16 protein-coding genes are annotated in these 16,859 nt (G+C 47.3%); 14 read left to right on the top strand and 2 right to left on the bottom strand.

What is annotated here, in order from left to right; genetic code table 11:
• Window positions 1-102: 102 nt before the first annotated feature.
• The 12 genes from AB4876_RS15105 to AB4876_RS15050 all read left to right on the top strand — a co-directional run bounded on the left by AB4876_RS15105 (window position 103) and on the right by AB4876_RS15050 (window position 13,698).
• Window positions 103-462, top strand: a complete 360-nt coding sequence (locus tag AB4876_RS15105; RefSeq protein WP_368382592.1) for a cation transporter — start codon at window positions 103-105, stop codon at window positions 460-462.
• A gap of 26 nt (window positions 463-488) precedes the next feature.
• Window positions 489-1,730 (top strand): putative porin, encoded by a 1,242-nt coding sequence (locus AB4876_RS15100; protein WP_368382591.1) that lies wholly within the window; start codon window positions 489-491, stop codon window positions 1,728-1,730.
• Between the two features lie 45 nt (window positions 1,731-1,775).
• Window positions 1,776-2,393: a c-type cytochrome gene (locus tag AB4876_RS15095; protein WP_368382590.1), complete on the top strand. Its 618-nt coding sequence runs from the start codon at window positions 1,776-1,778 to the stop codon at window positions 2,391-2,393.
• A gap of 90 nt (window positions 2,394-2,483) precedes the next feature.
• Window positions 2,484-2,837, top strand: coding sequence for a hypothetical protein (locus AB4876_RS15090; protein ID WP_368382589.1), 354 nt, complete (start codon window positions 2,484-2,486; stop codon window positions 2,835-2,837).
• 283 nt (window positions 2,838-3,120) lie between these two features.
• Window positions 3,121-4,431, top strand: coding sequence for a TolC family protein (locus AB4876_RS15085; protein ID WP_368382588.1), 1,311 nt, complete (start codon window positions 3,121-3,123; stop codon window positions 4,429-4,431).
• Window positions 4,424-5,929: an efflux RND transporter periplasmic adaptor subunit gene (locus AB4876_RS15080; protein ID WP_368382587.1), complete on the top strand. Its 1,506-nt coding sequence runs from the start codon at window positions 4,424-4,426 to the stop codon at window positions 5,927-5,929. The genes AB4876_RS15085 and AB4876_RS15080 overlap by 8 nt, the downstream gene beginning before the upstream one ends.
• A complete protein-coding gene (locus AB4876_RS15075) occupies window positions 5,922-9,110 on the top strand; it encodes an efflux RND transporter permease subunit (RefSeq protein WP_368382586.1) in 3,189 nt (1,062 codons plus the stop codon). Before AB4876_RS15080 ends, AB4876_RS15075 begins: the two co-directional genes overlap by 8 nt.
• 1 nt (window position 9,111) lies before the next feature.
• Window positions 9,112-9,567, top strand: a complete 456-nt coding sequence (locus AB4876_RS15070) for an ion channel (protein WP_368382585.1) — start codon at window positions 9,112-9,114, stop codon at window positions 9,565-9,567.
• A 270-nt stretch (window positions 9,568-9,837) separates the two neighbouring features.
• Window positions 9,838-10,296 carry an ATPase gene (locus AB4876_RS15065; RefSeq protein WP_368382584.1) on the top strand — a complete coding sequence of 153 codons (459 nt, stop codon included), beginning with the start codon at window positions 9,838-9,840 and terminating at the stop codon, window positions 10,294-10,296.
• A gap of 45 nt (window positions 10,297-10,341) precedes the next feature.
• Window positions 10,342-10,602 carry a DUF5676 family membrane protein gene (locus AB4876_RS15060; RefSeq protein WP_368382583.1) on the top strand — a complete coding sequence of 87 codons (261 nt, stop codon included), beginning with the start codon at window positions 10,342-10,344 and terminating at the stop codon, window positions 10,600-10,602.
• Window positions 10,603-10,693: 91 nt separating this feature from the next.
• On the top strand, window positions 10,694-12,367 hold the full coding sequence (locus AB4876_RS15055) for a BCCT family transporter (RefSeq protein ID WP_368382582.1): 1,674 nt from the start codon (window positions 10,694-10,696) through the stop codon (window positions 12,365-12,367).
• A 203-nt stretch (window positions 12,368-12,570) separates the two neighbouring features.
• Window positions 12,571-13,698: a hypothetical protein gene (locus AB4876_RS15050; RefSeq protein WP_368382581.1), complete on the top strand. Its 1,128-nt coding sequence runs from the start codon at window positions 12,571-12,573 to the stop codon at window positions 13,696-13,698.
• A gap of 532 nt (window positions 13,699-14,230) precedes the next feature.
• Here the strand turns inward: AB4876_RS15050 and AB4876_RS15045 are convergent.
• Window positions 14,231-14,716 (bottom strand): hypothetical protein, encoded by a 486-nt coding sequence (locus AB4876_RS15045; RefSeq protein WP_368382580.1) that lies wholly within the window; start codon window positions 14,714-14,716, stop codon window positions 14,231-14,233.
• A gap of 229 nt (window positions 14,717-14,945) precedes the next feature.
• Here AB4876_RS15045 and AB4876_RS15040 point away from each other — a divergent pair, with 229 nt between their 5' ends.
• Entirely contained in the window at window positions 14,946-15,086 is a 141-nt protein-coding gene (locus AB4876_RS15040; protein WP_368382579.1) for a hypothetical protein, read from the top strand.
• A 471-nt stretch (window positions 15,087-15,557) separates the two neighbouring features.
• Here the strand turns inward: AB4876_RS15040 and AB4876_RS15035 are convergent, their stop codons facing one another.
• The gene (locus AB4876_RS15035; protein WP_368382578.1) at window positions 15,558-15,833 is read right to left on the bottom strand and encodes a metal/formaldehyde-sensitive transcriptional repressor; all 276 of its coding nucleotides are present in this window, start codon (window positions 15,831-15,833) and stop codon (window positions 15,558-15,560) included.
• 73 nt (window positions 15,834-15,906) lie between these two features.
• Here AB4876_RS15035 and dmeF point away from each other — a divergent pair, with 73 nt between their 5' ends.
• Window positions 15,907-16,842, top strand: a complete 936-nt coding sequence (dmeF, locus tag AB4876_RS15030; protein ID WP_368382577.1) for a CDF family Co(II)/Ni(II) efflux transporter DmeF — start codon at window positions 15,907-15,909, stop codon at window positions 16,840-16,842.
• Window positions 16,843-16,859: the final 17 nt, after the last annotated feature.

Here is a 16,859-nt window from a genome sequence, read left to right as displayed (position 1 = left end):
TGGAGGTACTAACTACTATAATCCCTCGCCGGTGTTCCATGTGAGGTGGAATTTAATACTTAGTTACATGCATACACTGGCCTGGGGTTTGGAGGGATTTATATGAGCAAAAAAGGAAATCATCGATTGGGTGTTTCTGAAGTCAATCTGGTAGTGCGGCATTTGAGGCTCGAACCCATCGAACAGAGCAGGTTGCAAGAAGCCATTGCAGAAATCGAAAATATTTATGGTCTTGACGCTATCTCTTTTGATGAGAAATCACATGTTTTGAATCTGGACTACGACGCATCACGAGTTTGTCTGGATGGTATTGAAAGCGTTCTCAAGCAACATGATGTGGAAGTTAGCCATGATTGGTGGACGCATTTTAAAGAAGGTTATTACAAATTTGTCGATCAGAACGTTAAAGACAATGTCAGCCATGAGCCTTTGAGTTGCCATAAGCGACCACCTGGTCGATAGGTCTATCAAAATAACGGAGACAAGTTATGAAACTAGAAAAATTAGCAAGAGCTATCATGTTCACCTTTGCCGCTGCCACGGTTTCAACGGTGGCGCTCGCGGAGCTAAGTGATGAAGTGTTAGCCGAGCGCCTCGAGCGTATGCAGCAGGAAATGGACCAGCTGAAGGAGCAGTTAGGAAAGAGCGCGACCAAAGAAGAGGTTCAGCTTATCAAGCAAGATGTCGCTAGTACCAGCGATTGGTTACTACCTGACACCCTGATCCATATGTCTGGTTATGCCGATGTGGGATACATCGAAACTGAGTCGACGGACGGTAGTTTCAATGTGGGTACGTTTGCGCCCATCTTTCACTTTCAATACCGCGACATAGTGATGCTCGAAGCTGAATTGGAGATTGAAATTAACGCCGATGGAGAGACTGAGACTAATCTTGAATATCTAACGATCGACTGGTTTGTAAACGACTATATGATCCTTGTTGGTGGTAAATTTTTGAGTCCTATTGGTCAGTTTCGACAGAACCTCCATCCGTCCTGGATCAATAAACTTCCTTCAGCGCCACCTGGGTTTGGTCACGATGGAGCCGCGCCAGTATCCGACGTCGGATTCCAAGTACGTGGTGGATTTCCTGTTGGCGGTATAAGGACAAATTACGCCATATATATCAGTAATGGCCCGGAGCTTATGAGTGAATTTGAAGACGGTGAATTTGAACTGGATGGTGTAGAGGCAGAAGGGTTTGGCGCAGACAATGATGGTAAAAAAGCCGTAGGTGCTCGACTGGGCTTTATTCCCTTCGTCGGGTTTGAACTTGGTATTTCCGCTGCTAGCGGTGAAGCCACGGTTACGTCAATTCATGAAGGGGACAACAGTCTGCTCGGCCGTGAGGAAGCACGTGATTATGATGTGATTGGAGGTGATTTCAGCTTGCAGTATAAAGCTTTCAATATACGTGGTGAGTATGTTGAGACTGAGGTCGGGGCTGATACGGGGAGTGGTGCTTCAGCCTCAGAAGGCGCAATTTGGGAGACATGGTACGCACAGGGAGCTTATCGAATCAGTCAATCGAAATGGGAGTTGGTTGCGCGCTATACGGACTTCGATTCGCCCCACAATAGTCAGGATCAGCAGCAATGGGCTGTAGGTGCTAACTACCTCTTTGCCAATAATTTTATTGGAAAATTAAGCTACGAATTTAATGATGGTCAAACGGAAAGCGACGCCGATAAAGATAGATTCCTGTTTCAGATGGCCTATGGTTTTTAATTAGAACCTTCTTAGCTGATAGTTTTCTAACAGAGGAAAACAGTAATGAAAACGAAAATTTGCACAGGTATTTATAACAATGGTAAAGGAATAATTTTGTCCGCGCTTTTAGTGGTGACGTCCCAGTGGTCGGTGGCGCTTGATTATCCAGAAGCAGGCAACTTTTCTCAAGGCAGTAAGGTTTGGTCAGAGAACTGTTCGCGTTGTCACAACATGCGTAACCCAACGGATCTTCGTGATGGGATTACTTCTATTTTTCATATGCGTGTTCGAGCAGGGCTGACAGGGCAAGAGACTCGCGACCTCCTTACCTTTTTAAGAGGAGTTAATGCAAAGTCTACACATACACGCCTTAGTACAGAGGTGTTGATAACAGAGGTAGCGGAAGTTAAAAGTACTATTTCTGGGGAGCGTGTTTATAAAAACAACTGCATGGCCTGTCATGGTACTGATGGAAAGGGTAGCTTCTCAGGTGTTCCCGATTTTACCTCCGCAGATGGCCGTTTGTCGAAGAGTGATAGCGAACTACTTAGCAACATTATTAATGGCTTTCAAAGTGAGGGGAGTTTGATGCCAATGCCACCAAGAGGCGGTAACAGTCGGCTTTCTGATGAAAACCTAACGGCAGCCCTTGAATATATAAAAAATACATTCGCGGATTAGTGATCTGTAAGTATTGGAGCGCATAAGGTTTATGTGGCCCTATGTTTTTAACATTGTAATATAAAAATATAAGTCAATAGGAGTATTAAAATGTTGCGGAAAATACTGGGAATTAGCTTTCTGATGATTTTAGTATGGTTACTGACAGCCTGTTTTGGCAGTCAGTTTTATCACGAACAAATCATGAAAGGCCAGGTGGTTGGCATCGATAATGATGAGTTGGTTATATGCATAGGTAGCAAGGATGGGGCTAAAGTAGGTCAGGACCTCCAGGTTTATCGATATGTATGGGAAGGTGCTGTTGAGGAGGGTGAGTCTGACTACAGAGTCGATTATGTCGGAAAATTGAAGATCAAATCTGTGGTTAATGATCATTTCTCGCGAGCAATAAACACCGAAGGGGATGTTATGAAGAATGATGTTGTGGAATTTGTGAATAATTAGAAAGAGGGCTTATTTCCCAGTTTATAAGCCTGCGGGAGATAGTTGGGCATATTTTCCATCTGGAAAAACGATTGTAGATCTAATGTCTTATGTCATTAAACGCAAAATTATAATGGGGGGATTTACCAAAAATGACGAATAAGGCTGCGCCGAAATATGTATGCTGTAGTCTGAATAGCAATTCAGTCTTGGTGCCCTATTGATGGGTTTCTCCTTTACTCTGTTTTCATTAAATGAAATATTTTAGTTGATTTTATCAATTATTTTTTCAGGTATAGAAATAATGTCAAACATATTTTTTGATAAAAAAGTGACGTTACAATTGTGGTTTGTCATGTTGAGCGTAGTTAGTTCGCCTTTGTACAGCGGAGAGAATACAAATCAGTTCACGGAGAGAGTGGCCGTAAGTCTAGCTGTCGGACACAATCCAAACCTCAGTGAGATGAGGGCGCGCTACAAGTCGATGTCCGAAATACCTTCACAGGTGGGAGCGTTGCCAGACCCTATGGTTAGTTTAAATGCGATGAACTTCCCCACTGATACATTTGATAGAGATCAGGAAGCCATGACTCAGACTCAGATCGGCTTCAGCCAAGTATTTCCTTTTCCTGGGAAACTGGGTTTGAAGGAGGAGGCTGCTGAATATGATGCATTGGCTGCCGGACATACGGTGGATGAAGTTCGATTGCAATTAATTGGAAATGTTAAAAGTAGATGGTGGAATATTTACTATTTAGATCGCGCCCTTGAAACAGTAGAGATGAATAAAAGTCTGTTACGGCAGTTTATAGCCGTAGCGAAAACCAAATACGAAACTGGCAAAGGTTTACAGCAGGATGTTTTACTTGCACAGTTAGAATTATCAAAATTAATAGATCAAGAGATTCAACTACAAGCGATACGACGAAACCAGTCTATTCAGCTTAATGTTCTTATGGATAGACCGGCGAATAAGGTCGTCTTGTTACCGAATCAAGTCTCAAAAACGATGCCGAATCTTGCTAATGAAACGATGCTTTACCAATTGGCAGAAGTTGCTAGGCCGCGCTTGAAACAGATGGAAACTCAGATTGAGGCAGCACAATCGCGTCTGGATTTGGCTAAGCGAGATTATTATCCTGATTTTCAAGTAGGTGTGACGTACGGTGATAGAGCTGGTGATAACCCGTCGCCAGGAGGTGGTTCTCGTTCGGATTTTGTGTCTGTTATGGTCGGTGTAAAGATACCTTTGTATGCAGGTCGAAAACAATCAAAAGCGGTGTCGCAAAGAAATTATGAATTACAAAAAAATCACTATGCGTTACTCGACGAAAAAGGCCTGGTGATGGCGGCTATTTCCACATCGGTGACAGACTATCATCGAGCAAAACAACAATTTTCGCTTTTTGGCAGCGGCATCGTGCCACAGGCACGACAAACGGTGGACTCTATGTTGGCGGGCTATCAGGTAAGTGAAGTCGATTTTCTTAACCTGGTTCGTAGCCAAATGACTCTCTTTAATTATGAACTGCAATATTGGAAAGCGTTGAGCGAAGCGAAACAAGCATTAGCGCGACTAGAAGCCGCCGTCGGTAAGGAATCTGTTTATGAATAAATCTACCCCATTACTCCCAATTCTGATGCTTATTATTGGCCTCGGCGCGGGTTATTTTATCTTCGGTGGTGATGCCGATTCCGAGCTTATGGCAACGGATGACATTAAACCTATATTTTACCGAAACTCGATGAATCCGACTGTTACGTCGCCGGTACCTGCAAAAGATTCGATGGGAATGGATTACGTACCGGTATATGCAGACGAAGGCGAAGCTTCTATAGCAAAACAAATTTTGTTTTACCGCAGTCCGATGAATCCATTAGTGACGTCGCCGGTACCAGCCAAAGATTCGATGGGCATGGACTATGTTCCGGTGTATGCCGATAACGAGACGAGTATAATACCGGGCACAGTTAAAATTGATCCAGTAGTCGTACAGAATATCGGTGTTCGAACCGCCATGGCCGTGCGTAAATCCATCAGTCGAACCATTCGAGCCATGGGACGAATCGATTTTGATGAACAGCGAATGTCACGGGTGCACCCCAAAGTGGATGGCTGGGTCGAAGATGTCCGCGTGGATAAAACTGGGCAGACAGTCGTTAAGAACGATATCTTGCTGAGTATCTATTCACCAAAACTAGTTTCAACGCAGCAGGAATACCTATTAGCACTGAATAATCTATCAACACTGAGTAAGAGTCCTTTCGATGAAATCCGGCGGGGGGCTGAAGAGTTGGTTAGGAGCGCTCGCGAACGGTTGCAATTTTTAGATGTACCAGAACATCAAATTAGGGCGCTTGAAAAAACGCGAACTATTCAAAAATACCTCCATATACATTCTCCCGTCAACGGCACTGTTATTCGTATTGGTTCGCGCAAGGGACAGTTTGTGACACCAAAAACCGAACTATACATGATGGTTGATCTGAAACAGGTCTGGGTGTACGCGGATGTCTATGAATATGAACTGCCGTGGGTCAAGTTAGGTGATGAAGTAGACATGACCTTGGTTTCTGTTCCAGGAAAAATATTTAAGGGTTCTGTCTCTTATATTTATCCCTATGCCGAGTCTAAAACACGAACCACCAAAGTGCGTTTAGTTTTTGATAATAGTGAGTTGTTATTGCGCCCTGATATGTTTGCGAAGGTTAGTATTTATGCCGACCCCTTGAAAGATGTGGTTGTTATACCAGCTGAAGCTGTTATTCGCACCGGTGATCGTGCTCAGGTCTTTATAGCAAGCGGTGTAGGAAAGTTTGAACCTCGAATCGTAACCTTAGGTATTGAGTCTGCTGGACAAGTAGCGATTCTGGCGGGAGTTAATGCCGGTGAGGAGGTGGTGACCTCTGCTCAGTTCCTGATTGATTCTGAATCAAAATTGCGGGAAGCCACCGCAAAAATGATGGATGTGCTGAACGTGAGCGGAGACAGTCCAAATGGCGTGGTAAGCGATAAGCGGATTGATCGTGGTGAGGAGGATGCCGGCACTTCTAGTATAAAAAAGGATGACCATGCAGAACAGGGCACACTGGGAGCGTATGAACATGATTAATGCCATTATCAAAGCCTCCCTACGTGATCGTGTAATGGTGTTGATTGCTACTGCCATTATTGCCTTGGTTGGATTGTTTGCTTATAAAAACGCGCCGTTGGACGCAATTCCGGACTTATCAGACGTACAAGTTATTATCTTTACCAAATATCCGGGGCAATCACCGCAAGTGGTTGAAGACCAGGTGACATACCCCCTAACAACCTCGATGCTCGCTGTACCTCGCACCAAAGTCGTGAGGGGTTATTCTTTTTTTGGTTTGTCCTTCGTCTACATTATTTTTGAAGATGGCACGGATATGTACTGGGCGCGTTCACGCGTTTTGGAATCTCTTAATTACGTTAGTGGTCGTTTGCCTCAGGGCATCACGCCGACCTTAGGGCCTGATGCAACTGGTGTAGGTTGGATTTACGAATACGCCTTAGTCGACAGAACGGGTAAACATGACTTAGCGCAATTACGTTCCTTGCAAGATTGGTATCTGCGCTACCCATTGCAAACTGTGCAAGGGGTAGCCGAGGTTGCATCGGTGGGTGGTTACGTCAAGCAGTATCAAGTTGAAGTCGACCCCAATGCATTGCAGCGCTACGGCATTCCGTTGAACAAAATCAAGATGGCCATCAAGATGTCCAATAAGGACGTAGGCGGGCGCCTGGTGGAAATGGCAGAAACCGAATATATGGTGCGGGCGCGGGGATATATTCAGTCGATTGATGACCTCAACAGTATACCGGTGGGAGTTGATGGCGATGGCACGCCAATACGCTTACAAGACGTCGCCCGTGTTCAGATTGGCCCTGAATTGCGGCGCGGCATAGTTGACCTTAACGGTGAAGGGGAGGTCGCCGGTGGCGTGGTGATTATGCGCTACGGTGAAAATGCATTAGCCACGATTCAGGCAGTTCGCGCCAAGTTGGAGGAGTTAAAGGAGGGTTTGCCAGACGGGGTGGAAATTGTACCTGTCTATGATCGAGGCGATCTCATTGAACGTGCGGTTAAAAGCCTCAATACATCGTTAATACAAGAATTAATTATTGTAAGTTTGGTTGTTATTCTATTTCTGCTGCATGCTCGCTCAGCTTTCGTTGCAATTATTACTTTGCCACTCGGTATTTTGATGGCTTTTATCGTAATGCGATTTCAGGGGCTTAACGCTAACATTATGTCCCTGGGTGGTATTGCGATAACGATCGGTACGATGGTCGATGGCGCGATTGTTATGGTTGAAAACGCGCACAGTCGCCTGGCCACTGCGGTGGAGGAGAAAGGGAATGCATTGAACAATGATGAGCGCTGGAAAACCATTAGTGAATCTTGCCAAGAAGTCGGGCCAGCGTTATTTTTCTCATTACTGGTGATTACCGTATCATTCTTGCCGATTTTTACCATGCAGGCGCAAGAAGGGCGTTTATTCAGCCCGTTAGCATTTACGGCGACTTACGCCATGGCAGCGTCAGCCATTCTGGCTATAACGTTGGTGCCGGTAATGATGGGCTATTTTTTGCGCGGAAAGATCATTGCCGAACACAAAAACCCAATCAATCGAGCATTGCATGCATTACACGGACCTGCTTTAAAGTTCGCAATGAGGTGGCGGGGGCTTACTGTTATTTTGGCATTAGGCTTATTAGCCGTGACCTATTACCCGTATTCAAAATTAGGTAGCGAATTCATGCCGCCCTTGGACGAAGGCGATATTCTCTACATGCCAACAACTTTTCCTGGTATTTCGATTACTAAGGCCAAGGAGCTATTGCAGCAAACGGATAAAATTTTAGCGACCTTTCCCGAAGTGCACCATGTTTTCGGTAAAGTGGGGCGTGCCGATTCGGCGACGGATTCAGCGCCACTAGCTATGATGGAAACCACGGTACGGTTAAGACCCAAGGATCAATGGCCAAATCCCAAGAAAACCACCAAGGAATTGATGAATGAAATGGACCAGGCCATACAGTTTCCGGGTTTAGCTAATGCGTGGACGATGCCGATTAAAACTCGGATTGATATGTTATCAACGGGAATTAAAACGCCTGTTGGTATTAAGGTCTCTGGTCCCGATCTCAATGTCCTTCAAAAAGTTGCTCAGGACATTGAGCAAGCAATGAAATCCTTACCTGAAACCACGTCGGCGTTTGGTGATCGAGCGGTGGGCGGTTATTACCTGGATTTTGATATTAACCGTGAGAGTGCGTCTCGCTATGGTCTTACGGTGGGCGCAGTGCAAGATGTTATTCAGAGTGCCATTGGCGGCATGAACATTACCGAAACGGTTGAAGGCCTCGAGCGCTACCCTGTAAACCTGCGCTATCCAAGAGAATTACGTGACGACATAGAAACGCTCAAGCGGGTATTGATCCCAACACCGACTGGAGCACAAATTCCTTTGGCTATGGTCGCAGAGATAAAATACCAGCGTGGCCCTCCGGTCATTAAAAGTGAAGATGCTAGGCCTAATGCCTGGATTTATGTGGATATTTCTAGCTCTGACATTGGTGGCTTTGTTGCCAAAGCGAAGCGAGTGTTACAAGAGCAAGTGAAGGTACCTGCGGGCTATACCGTTACTTGGTCGGGGCAGTTTGAATATATGGAGCGCGCAGCGGCTCGCTTACAAATTGTGGCACCAGCGACCTTGTTCATTATTTTTTTACTCTTGTATTTTAATTTTCGCAATATCACCGAACCACTGGTTGTCATGATGTCAATCCCGTTTGGTCTTGTGGGTGGGATCTGGCTCATCTATATCAACGACTACAATGTGTCTGTGGCCGTCGCGGTGGGTTTTATTGCCTTGGCGGGTATGGCGGCAGAAATAGGGGTGTTGGTACTAAGTTTTATTGATACAGAGATTGCCAAGAGACGATCGATATCTACCAATAGATTATCGCTTGAGGAGGTAAAAGACGCGGTATTGTCGGCTACATCAAAACGCGTCCGTCCGGTCGCAATGACGGCTATTTCTACCATGGCGGGCTTGATTCCCATTATGTGGAGTAGTGGAACTGGTTCCGATGTAACGCATCGTATCGCAGCACCTATGCTAGGAGGGATGCTAACCGTTACCTTACTTAATTTACTGGTACTACCCGTAATCTATAGCTTCATATTGCAGTATCAGGAAAAAGGTAGACTGATACCCGATCAGTTGGAATACCCATTGGCTACTAACAGAGGAGATAAGTAGCGTGATACTTGCGATTGTTCTGGCATTTAGTTTAGTCGCAGCTACTTTTGCATTCCATTATCGCGTGTTGCTCTGGCTGGGTTCGAATACACAGAAATTTAATCTTGAAAGACAATCGCAAGTGTTGGTTATTGTCATTGCACTTTTCTTGGCACATATAATCGAGATTGGTTTTTATGCACTGGTTTATAATTGGTCTGTGTCGTTGCTTGATTTAGGCGTGTTTGAAGGCGCGCCAGTGGGTAACGCAATGAATTATTTGTATTACTCGGGAGTAATCTATACGACCCTTGGGTTAGGAGATATTCAACCGCTAGGACATATTCGCTTTATTACTGCAGTGGAAGCATTAAATGGTTTTCTTTTAATTACTTGGTCTGCGTCTTTTACGTTTCTTGCTATGGGGCGGTTGTGGCCATGGGAAATCGGTTGCGGTAATTCCAATAAAGAGAAATAAGGTAATCCTTTGTAGAGGCATGCCGAAGATTAAAATTGCTGGCGTTACAAGCATAAGACGATAGTTTAAAAGATGTTTACGGCAATAAACTTTTTTAACGAGTGCCCCGATGGGGATTAGCGGGTGTTAATACAGTAAATATTCATGACGATCTTGATGCGTTTAAGGACTTGTGCGTGTATTTAAAAGGATATGCAGAGTTTACGGCTGATGCCACGGGTTATCGTGATATTTCCCGCTTTTAGTTAATCGATACTGGAGGGAGTGCTTATGCAAATTGAAACATTAAAAGATGTTCTTCATTGGACTCAGGAATTTCACGAACAGCTGAGTCAGTGTTTATCTCATTGCGTAGATAAGAACAGCGATGAGCGAGCACGAATGATTCTTGCCTACCTGTCAGATCACGAAAAAAGTCTCACAAAAGTTGTTAATGGCTTCGAAACCTCAGGCGATGAGCTTGCCCTGAATACCTGGTGTTATGAATATGTCGCAAAGCACCCCATCGTTCGACATGCACATTGTGACGCACCCTTTGCCGAGTTGAACGCCACGCAAATCATGGCGGTGATTGTCGACCAGCATCAGCAGGTGATTGAGCTGTATCGCTACCTTGCCAGTAGGGCGGACATCCCCTCTGCCAGAGAGTTAATGGAATCACTTCGTTCGCTGGAGGAGCACGAAATGATGCGCATGACGCAGTCTACTAACCGGTTCAGCGATATGTAGCGATACTCTTTTCACAGATATACCACCACAGATGGAGAAATAATCATGACCATTAATGCGTTTAAATTTGGGGTGTCCAGTGCGATTACTGCGGCGGTGCTATGGCTAATTTGTAGCGCTTTGGTCATGTTGATGCCAACCATGATGTTGTCCATGTCAGGTAATATGCTGCATATGCAGTTGAATGAGATGGGTTGGCACCTGACGCTGATCGGTGTTGTTCAGGGCCTTGTAGCCTGGATCGTATCAGCGGGTATCGCTGGATGGTTGCTGGCCACCATTTATAATCGCTTGCAGAATGCCTAATAATTTTTATGACATTGTTGTTCTAAGAGGGCTCCGAATAGCTCCTGACAACACTCAATCGTAAATTTACGATTTCGCAACAGGGAGTTCAATGAAGCATATCTCACGCGGTATTTCCGGTTTTTTCAGCAGATTGCTTGGGGATGTGGGCACCGTCTTTTACGTCTCGGTACTCATCATGGCCGCCTTCGTGGCAGTTGCGGCCTCCTGGCCAGAGATGGTAGAGCAGGGGGCGCAGCAGGTTCTGGATGCCACCGCCACCAACGTCGGCTGGCTCTATCTTCTGGCCACCAGTGGCTTTGTTATTTTCACCCTTGGCATTGCCTTTTCCAGATTCGGTAAACTTTGTCTCGGTCCCGATGGCGAACCGCCAGAATTCTCTTTTCCCAGCTGGCTGGCAATGATTTTTTCCGGCGGTATGGGTGTCGGTTTGGTGTTCTGGGGTGTTGCCGAACCCATGATGCACTTCAATGAGCCACCCTTGGGTATTGGGGATCCCCGCACTGCTGAAGCAGCCCAGATGGGCATGCGGTATGCCTTCTTTCACTGGGGGCTGCACCAGTGGGCAAATTTTGCCTTGGTGGGTCTTGCCATCGCCTATGTCCGCTTTCGCCACAACAGCTACGGACTGATCAGCGAAACCTTGCGCCCACTGCTTGGCACCAGGGTTGATCGGGGTTGGGGCAAGGCCATCGATACCCTGGCCGTGGTCTCAACTATTTTTGGCGTTGCCACCACGCTTGGTCTTGGCACACTCCAGATTAACAGCGGCTTATCAGACCTGGCTGATATTACCTATGGCTTCACCTCACAGCTCATGATCATCGGCGTGGTGGGCGGGCTCTTTATGATTTCGGCGCTCACCCCGCTCGACAAAGGCATCCGCCTCCTTAGCAACGCCAATATGGCGTTGGCCGCTCTGCTTCTGTTGTTTGTGCTCACTCTTGGCCCCACCGCGTTTATCTTCAAGGTGATGACCCAGACTCTAGGCGAATATCTGGGCAACATCACGGAAATGAGTCTGGTGACCACTCCTTATTCCAGCGAGCACTGGGTGGAACAATGGACCATGTTCTACTGGGCGTGGGGCCTCAGTTGGGCGCCATTCGTGGGCAGTTTTATCGCCCGTATCTCTCGGGGCCGGACCATCCGCGAGTTTATCCTTGGCGTGATGATCGTGCCGGTTGTCCTCAGCATGCTCTGGTTCTCAACCTTTGGCGGCTCCGCCATTTACTTTGAACTATACGACCAAGTCGGCATCGCTGATGCCGTGGCCACGGAGGCTCCGGCCGGTCTCTATGCCTTGCTGAATCAACTCCCAGGTGGTGAATTTCTGGGTATTGGCGCTGTTTTGCTGGTGGCCATGTTCGTCATCACCTCCGCGGACTCGGCCACCTTTGTCCTCGGCATGTTCACCTCAAAGGGCGTACTCAACCCGACCCGATTCGTCCGCATCATGTGGGGCGGCCTGCAGTTGCTGGTGGCCGCTGTCCTGCTGCTCAGCGGCGGGCTCTATGGTTTGCGTACCGTCTCGATCATTGCCGCGTTTCCCTTCATGCTGATCATGGTGCTCATGACCATCTCGCTCTATAAAGATCTGGCCCTGGAGTTCGGCCGCCGCGAAAAGAAGGAGTTCTTGCTAACAACGCGGATTGAAAACATGCTGCTCAGGGAATCAGAGCGTGAAGAGGAACGGCTGGCCAAACTGGAGAGCCATCCGGACACCCCAGAGGAGGCGGAGATTGGAAAGCAAGAAGATAGCTAGGTCGCTAGAAATGAATTTATGTTGGCTGGAAAGTGACCAACAGTGGCGCTGAGTTGAAAGACCCACGCCGATAGTGGGCAGGGCCATCATGATTTTCATCGCCCTTTGTAAGGCACTGACCACATGGTACCAATATTGAAAACCTGCGTGCAGGTACAGTCTGCACATGCAGCGGATTTATTTACCTTTGCCTGAGTAACAAAATGTCTAATTCATTTGGCCTTCCCGTTCTCGATCAGCCAGTGCCTGTCTCACCGGGCGCATTACGTCTCGTGACTACCGGCATTGAAACGCTCTGGGCACGGATCCTGGCCATGAACCCGCAGGCGGACTCTCGCCCCATGCTGCTGAGCTATGACGTTCATCCCACATCTGAGGGGCCAGTGCTGATCGAGGTCAATACCAATGCCGGTGGTGTACTTACGGCGATGCAGGCGGCGCGCGAGGGCAACGAATGTTGTGCAGACTGGGAGCATGGCCAATTGGAAAAGCGACTGCTTACGCTATTTCGTCACGACCTGCTGGGGGCTGACCCACACAGCACTGGTGTCGTGGCGATCGTAGACGACCAACTCATGTCCCAGGCGCTGCTTGCCGAAATGCATGCTCTGGCTGATCTCATTCGGCCGGATGCTATGGACGTGCGAGTGCTTGATGCCGCTGAACTGACTTACAGCGAGGGTCGTTTGCGTCATCAAAACACGTCGATTGATCGCGTGTATTGGCGCAGCACGGATTTCCTGTTAGCCGAGCCTGCTCACGAATCCATCCTCCGCGCAGTGTCCGAAGGGACGACGATTTTGGCACCTTCGCCAGCGGCCTACACAGCCATCGCCGACAAGCGTCGTTTCATTGAATGGTCATCACAGCCGGAACTGGCGCGTGATGAAACCTCGGGACTTTCGTTTCGCATCGCCGAAACACTTCCCATGGACGAACGAGCTACTGAAGAGTGGTACGCCGACCGTAGTCAGTGGGTGTTCAAGCCGGCCTCTGGCTATGCCAGTCGCGGCGTCTACGTTGGCAAGAGCATTAGCCGCAAGAAGCTGGCCGAATTACCTGCCGATGCCTATCTCGCGCAGCGCTATGCAGCGCATCCATTGATTGATCGCGATGGCAGGGAATGGAAGTACGACGTCCGCTTCTTCGCCAACCGCGGGAAAATCATCGGTGCTGCAGCCCGCGTGTTCCATGGCCAGGTCGTCGGCATGCGCGAGCCAGGCAGTGGATTTGCGCCGATCCGGGTGGGCGCGGCCTGCTGTCTGATTGGCGCGCTCGCGGTTGCGCAAAACAAGTTAAGCAGTTGCTCACCGCGTTTAAACCCAAAGTGACGGGTGGCTGCACAATCGACGTCATAAATCTCGCTGATTTCGAATCAAGCCTGCGAGCCGCATTTATGTCAGTTTTCTCCGAAAAAATTTAGGATGGCACTGCACACTTGTTTAACGTTACGTTCAAAAAGGACTTGATCTGGACTAGATAGCTCATCTCTTATCCAAAGCATCGCTTTATCAGGTAAATACATATTTCCAACAAATCCGTAGAAGATTTTCAGGGCTTGAACGTGGTATACCCACAGCATCAAAGGATCGTCGCATTTGGCATGGAAACCACTTTTTGTCGTCCTGACATGGTTAGCAAAAGCGTTAAAATTTTCCGAACATTCAAGAATTGCAATTATTTACCAAAAGGGAAGAAAAACACTCAAGCGATGCCGCTTGGTGCGGTAAAAGGCGTAGTAAAATGTCGAGATATCGCTAATTATTAGTCGGCGCGAGCATTTAGATACACAGTGAGGTATCGCCAAAGCACGTCGACTGAGTCACGCTGCCCGGGCAATGAGTACCAGTTCCGTATCGGTGATTACTTACGCTCTTCGTCTGCGTGGCAAGGACGTTTGAAAGCATGGCGTCCCCGTGCGCTGAGCAGCAGACAAAGCGGTGGCAGTATGAGCCATTGCAGAATTGGCGAGATCCCGGCATTAAGCAACGGCAGGGTGGGCATCAAACGAGTGTATGCCCAGGCTTCGCGTATATGGACGTTGACCCATTCGCTATACAAGGTATAGGCAACTCCGAATACGGTCGCGGTCAACAAGACAGGACAAAAACGAGTCTGCGGCCAGCTTGTGTCACCAAATATAGCGAGTGCGGCTACGATGCAGGCTGTGGCGATAAGTACATCGCCAAGGGTACAGTGAAAAATGGCAAAAGTGATCTCGCTCGGTTGGCCTTCTTGCCAGATGGTGTATAGAGGCAATTGCAGTATTTCCCACAGCAGGTTGCTAGCTAGGATAAGAACGATATAGCGCCTGAGTGTCCGCACCCAACTGTTCGATACATCCATCATGAAATTATCTCCTGAATAGTGAATAGGCAAGTATATGGAACACAATAACGCAACCGATAGAGTAGCTAAATATGAGGCGAATAGCCTGACATTGATGGGTACTGTAGCCATGTTGTGGGTCACGTAGGGCGGTAGACTGAATAATACGTGCTTCGGTACTTCGAACAGGAGCTTCAAGGGCGGTTATTCCTGGGTTGGCACGAAGCGCTTCGTCAAAGGTGCTTGGGCCATGGCTGAACCCGATGACGATGACAGCGTTACCGAGTGGGTGTATTCCTCAGCAGCATACAGTGCTGGGGCAAAAATCAGGGACAACGCTGCAACGACCGCAACAACAAAACGTCGGACCGGGGCGGCGATATACCACTAAGTTTGGCTGAACATAATAAATCCTCATAAAATACCTTTTACTTGGCGCTATAAATAGGCCAAACCACGCACCGTTATCCGGTGCCTATTAGTAAATTATAAAAATTTTGGGGGTCTGAGCAGTAAGCGTTGAAACGCTGGACTGTGTGGAGGCGGGAGGGCAACTGTCCGGGTCGCTGGTTTTTTTCAAGTGCAGCTATAGGAACGGGTGGTAGGAAGCTTGCCGTTAGTCCACAAATGCCACAATCGATGTTTTCACAGCTATTATTACTATTCACACAACAGCAGTTTGCTGGTGTATCGCAATCACCCCGCATATCCTGGTTGCATGTTTGGCGTCATGTGCTCAGCCGCAACGGATACGCTGCCCCAGCCTAATGTGGTAAACAACATCAGCGAAAGGATAAGTATGTAGGTGAGGCGCTTCTTCATTCAACGATTTCATTCTTGCCTTGTTTTAGGTGCAAGGTGTTCATTTTAGATAACTTTTTAGGATTGCCATAACATCCACAAGCTCTTGTTGTCGCTGTGCCGGAGGAATGTCGTCGGCACCTAAATGCTCTCGCATATGACTTTCCAAAACGTCCATCATTAGCCCATTGGTCGCACCGCGGATAGCTGCGATTTGTTGCAATACTTTATTGCATTCATGCTTTGAGAGTAGCAGCCGTTCAAGTCCTTCAACTTGGCCTTTGATTCGCCGTATGCGGGTTAGTATTTTTTTCTGGTTCTGAATTGTGTGAGACATATCATGTAGACCTTTTACTATACTAGGGTATAGTATCTTAATTATTCTCTCATTAATCAAGTAGCCTAATCCAATGAGCCTTAATACAGTGAAAAACTCCTTTCATAGCAACCATGCTCATGATTTTGTCGGTAATTCCGCTCATAAAGAGCGGAAAGTACTCGCGGTGTTTTGGCTAACGCTAATTACTATGGTCGCAGAAATTATCGTTGGCACTTGGTCAGGGTCAATGGGATTGCTAGCCGACGGCTGGCATATGGGAACACACGCGGCCGCGTTCGCATTAGCCATTTTTACCTATAGTTATGCTCGAAAGCATCGAAATGATGATAGCTTTAGTTTTGGCACCGGAAAAGTAAACTATCTAGGTGGTTTCGCTAGTGCAATTGCATTGGCAATGGTAGCGCTGTACATGGCAGTAGAATCTATTGAGCGCCTTATTAACCCACAATCCATCCACTATCTCAGTGCGATAACGGTCGCAATAGTTGGTTTAGTAGTCAATATCATATCGGTACTAATCCTTCATGAAGGCCATGAGCACGATCACGAAAGTCATCATCACGATCACAATCTAAAGGCTGCGTATTATCACGTATTAGCTGATGCACTGACTTCCATATTGGCGATTTTTGCCTTGCTAGCGGGGCGCTACTTGAACTGGTTGTGGATGGATGCGGTAATAGGGATTGTCGGCTCCATTATTATTGCGCGTTGGGCCTATGTTCTTCTCGGTGACACTGGAAGAGTGTTATTAGACCGCAATGTAACAGGGGTTAATCCAACAGAAATTAAGCGCCAGCTTGAATGTGATAATGGTCTAGTTGTTAATGACCTCCATATTTGGACAATTGCGGAACACCACAACGCAGTAATTTTATCTGTCTCAGCGGGCAAAGGGAGCTCCGTAGCGAAGATAAAAGAAAATGTTCGAGCACTTATCCCGAACTTATCCCATATTACGATAGAGGTGGAAGCTAGGGTGCCGGCTGTATTGGGTGATACCTAGCAAATATGCCCTATAGA

The sequence above is a fragment of the Zhongshania guokunii genome (assembly GCF_040892635.1).
GTDB classification, from domain to species: domain Bacteria; phylum Pseudomonadota; class Gammaproteobacteria; order Pseudomonadales; family Spongiibacteraceae; genus Spongiibacter; species Spongiibacter guokunii.
This window is presented reverse-complemented; position numbering and strand designations above follow the sequence as displayed.

Excerpts from the sequence above, each read along its gene's own strand:
- AB4876_RS15080 (WP_368382587.1), top strand. The coding sequence starts at position 4,424 with ATGAATAAATCTACCCCATTACTCCCAATTCTGATGCTTATTATTGGC.
- AB4876_RS15040 (WP_368382579.1), top strand. The coding sequence starts at position 14,946 with ATGGCTGAACCCGATGACGATGACAGCGTTACCGAGTGGGTGTATTCC.
- AB4876_RS15085 (WP_368382588.1), top strand. The coding sequence starts at position 3,121 with ATGTCAAACATATTTTTTGATAAAAAAGTGACGTTACAATTGTGGTTT.
- AB4876_RS15055 (WP_368382582.1), top strand. The coding sequence starts at position 10,694 with ATGAAGCATATCTCACGCGGTATTTCCGGTTTTTTCAGCAGATTGCTT.
- AB4876_RS15075 (WP_368382586.1), top strand. The coding sequence starts at position 5,922 with ATGATTAATGCCATTATCAAAGCCTCCCTACGTGATCGTGTAATGGTG.
- AB4876_RS15095 (WP_368382590.1), top strand. The coding sequence starts at position 1,776 with ATGAAAACGAAAATTTGCACAGGTATTTATAACAATGGTAAAGGAATA.
- AB4876_RS15050 (WP_368382581.1), top strand. The coding sequence starts at position 12,571 with ATGTCTAATTCATTTGGCCTTCCCGTTCTCGATCAGCCAGTGCCTGTC.
- AB4876_RS15060 (WP_368382583.1), top strand. The coding sequence starts at position 10,342 with ATGACCATTAATGCGTTTAAATTTGGGGTGTCCAGTGCGATTACTGCG.
- AB4876_RS15035 (WP_368382578.1), bottom strand. The coding sequence starts at position 15,833 with ATGTCTCACACAATTCAGAACCAGAAAAAAATACTAACCCGCATACGG.
- AB4876_RS15045 (WP_368382580.1), bottom strand. The coding sequence starts at position 14,716 with ATGATGGATGTATCGAACAGTTGGGTGCGGACACTCAGGCGCTATATC.
- dmeF (WP_368382577.1), top strand. The coding sequence starts at position 15,907 with ATGAGCCTTAATACAGTGAAAAACTCCTTTCATAGCAACCATGCTCAT.
- AB4876_RS15090 (WP_368382589.1), top strand. The coding sequence starts at position 2,484 with ATGTTGCGGAAAATACTGGGAATTAGCTTTCTGATGATTTTAGTATGG.
- AB4876_RS15105 (WP_368382592.1), top strand. The coding sequence starts at position 103 with ATGAGCAAAAAAGGAAATCATCGATTGGGTGTTTCTGAAGTCAATCTG.
- AB4876_RS15100 (WP_368382591.1), top strand. The coding sequence starts at position 489 with ATGAAACTAGAAAAATTAGCAAGAGCTATCATGTTCACCTTTGCCGCT.
- AB4876_RS15065 (WP_368382584.1), top strand. The coding sequence starts at position 9,838 with ATGCAAATTGAAACATTAAAAGATGTTCTTCATTGGACTCAGGAATTT.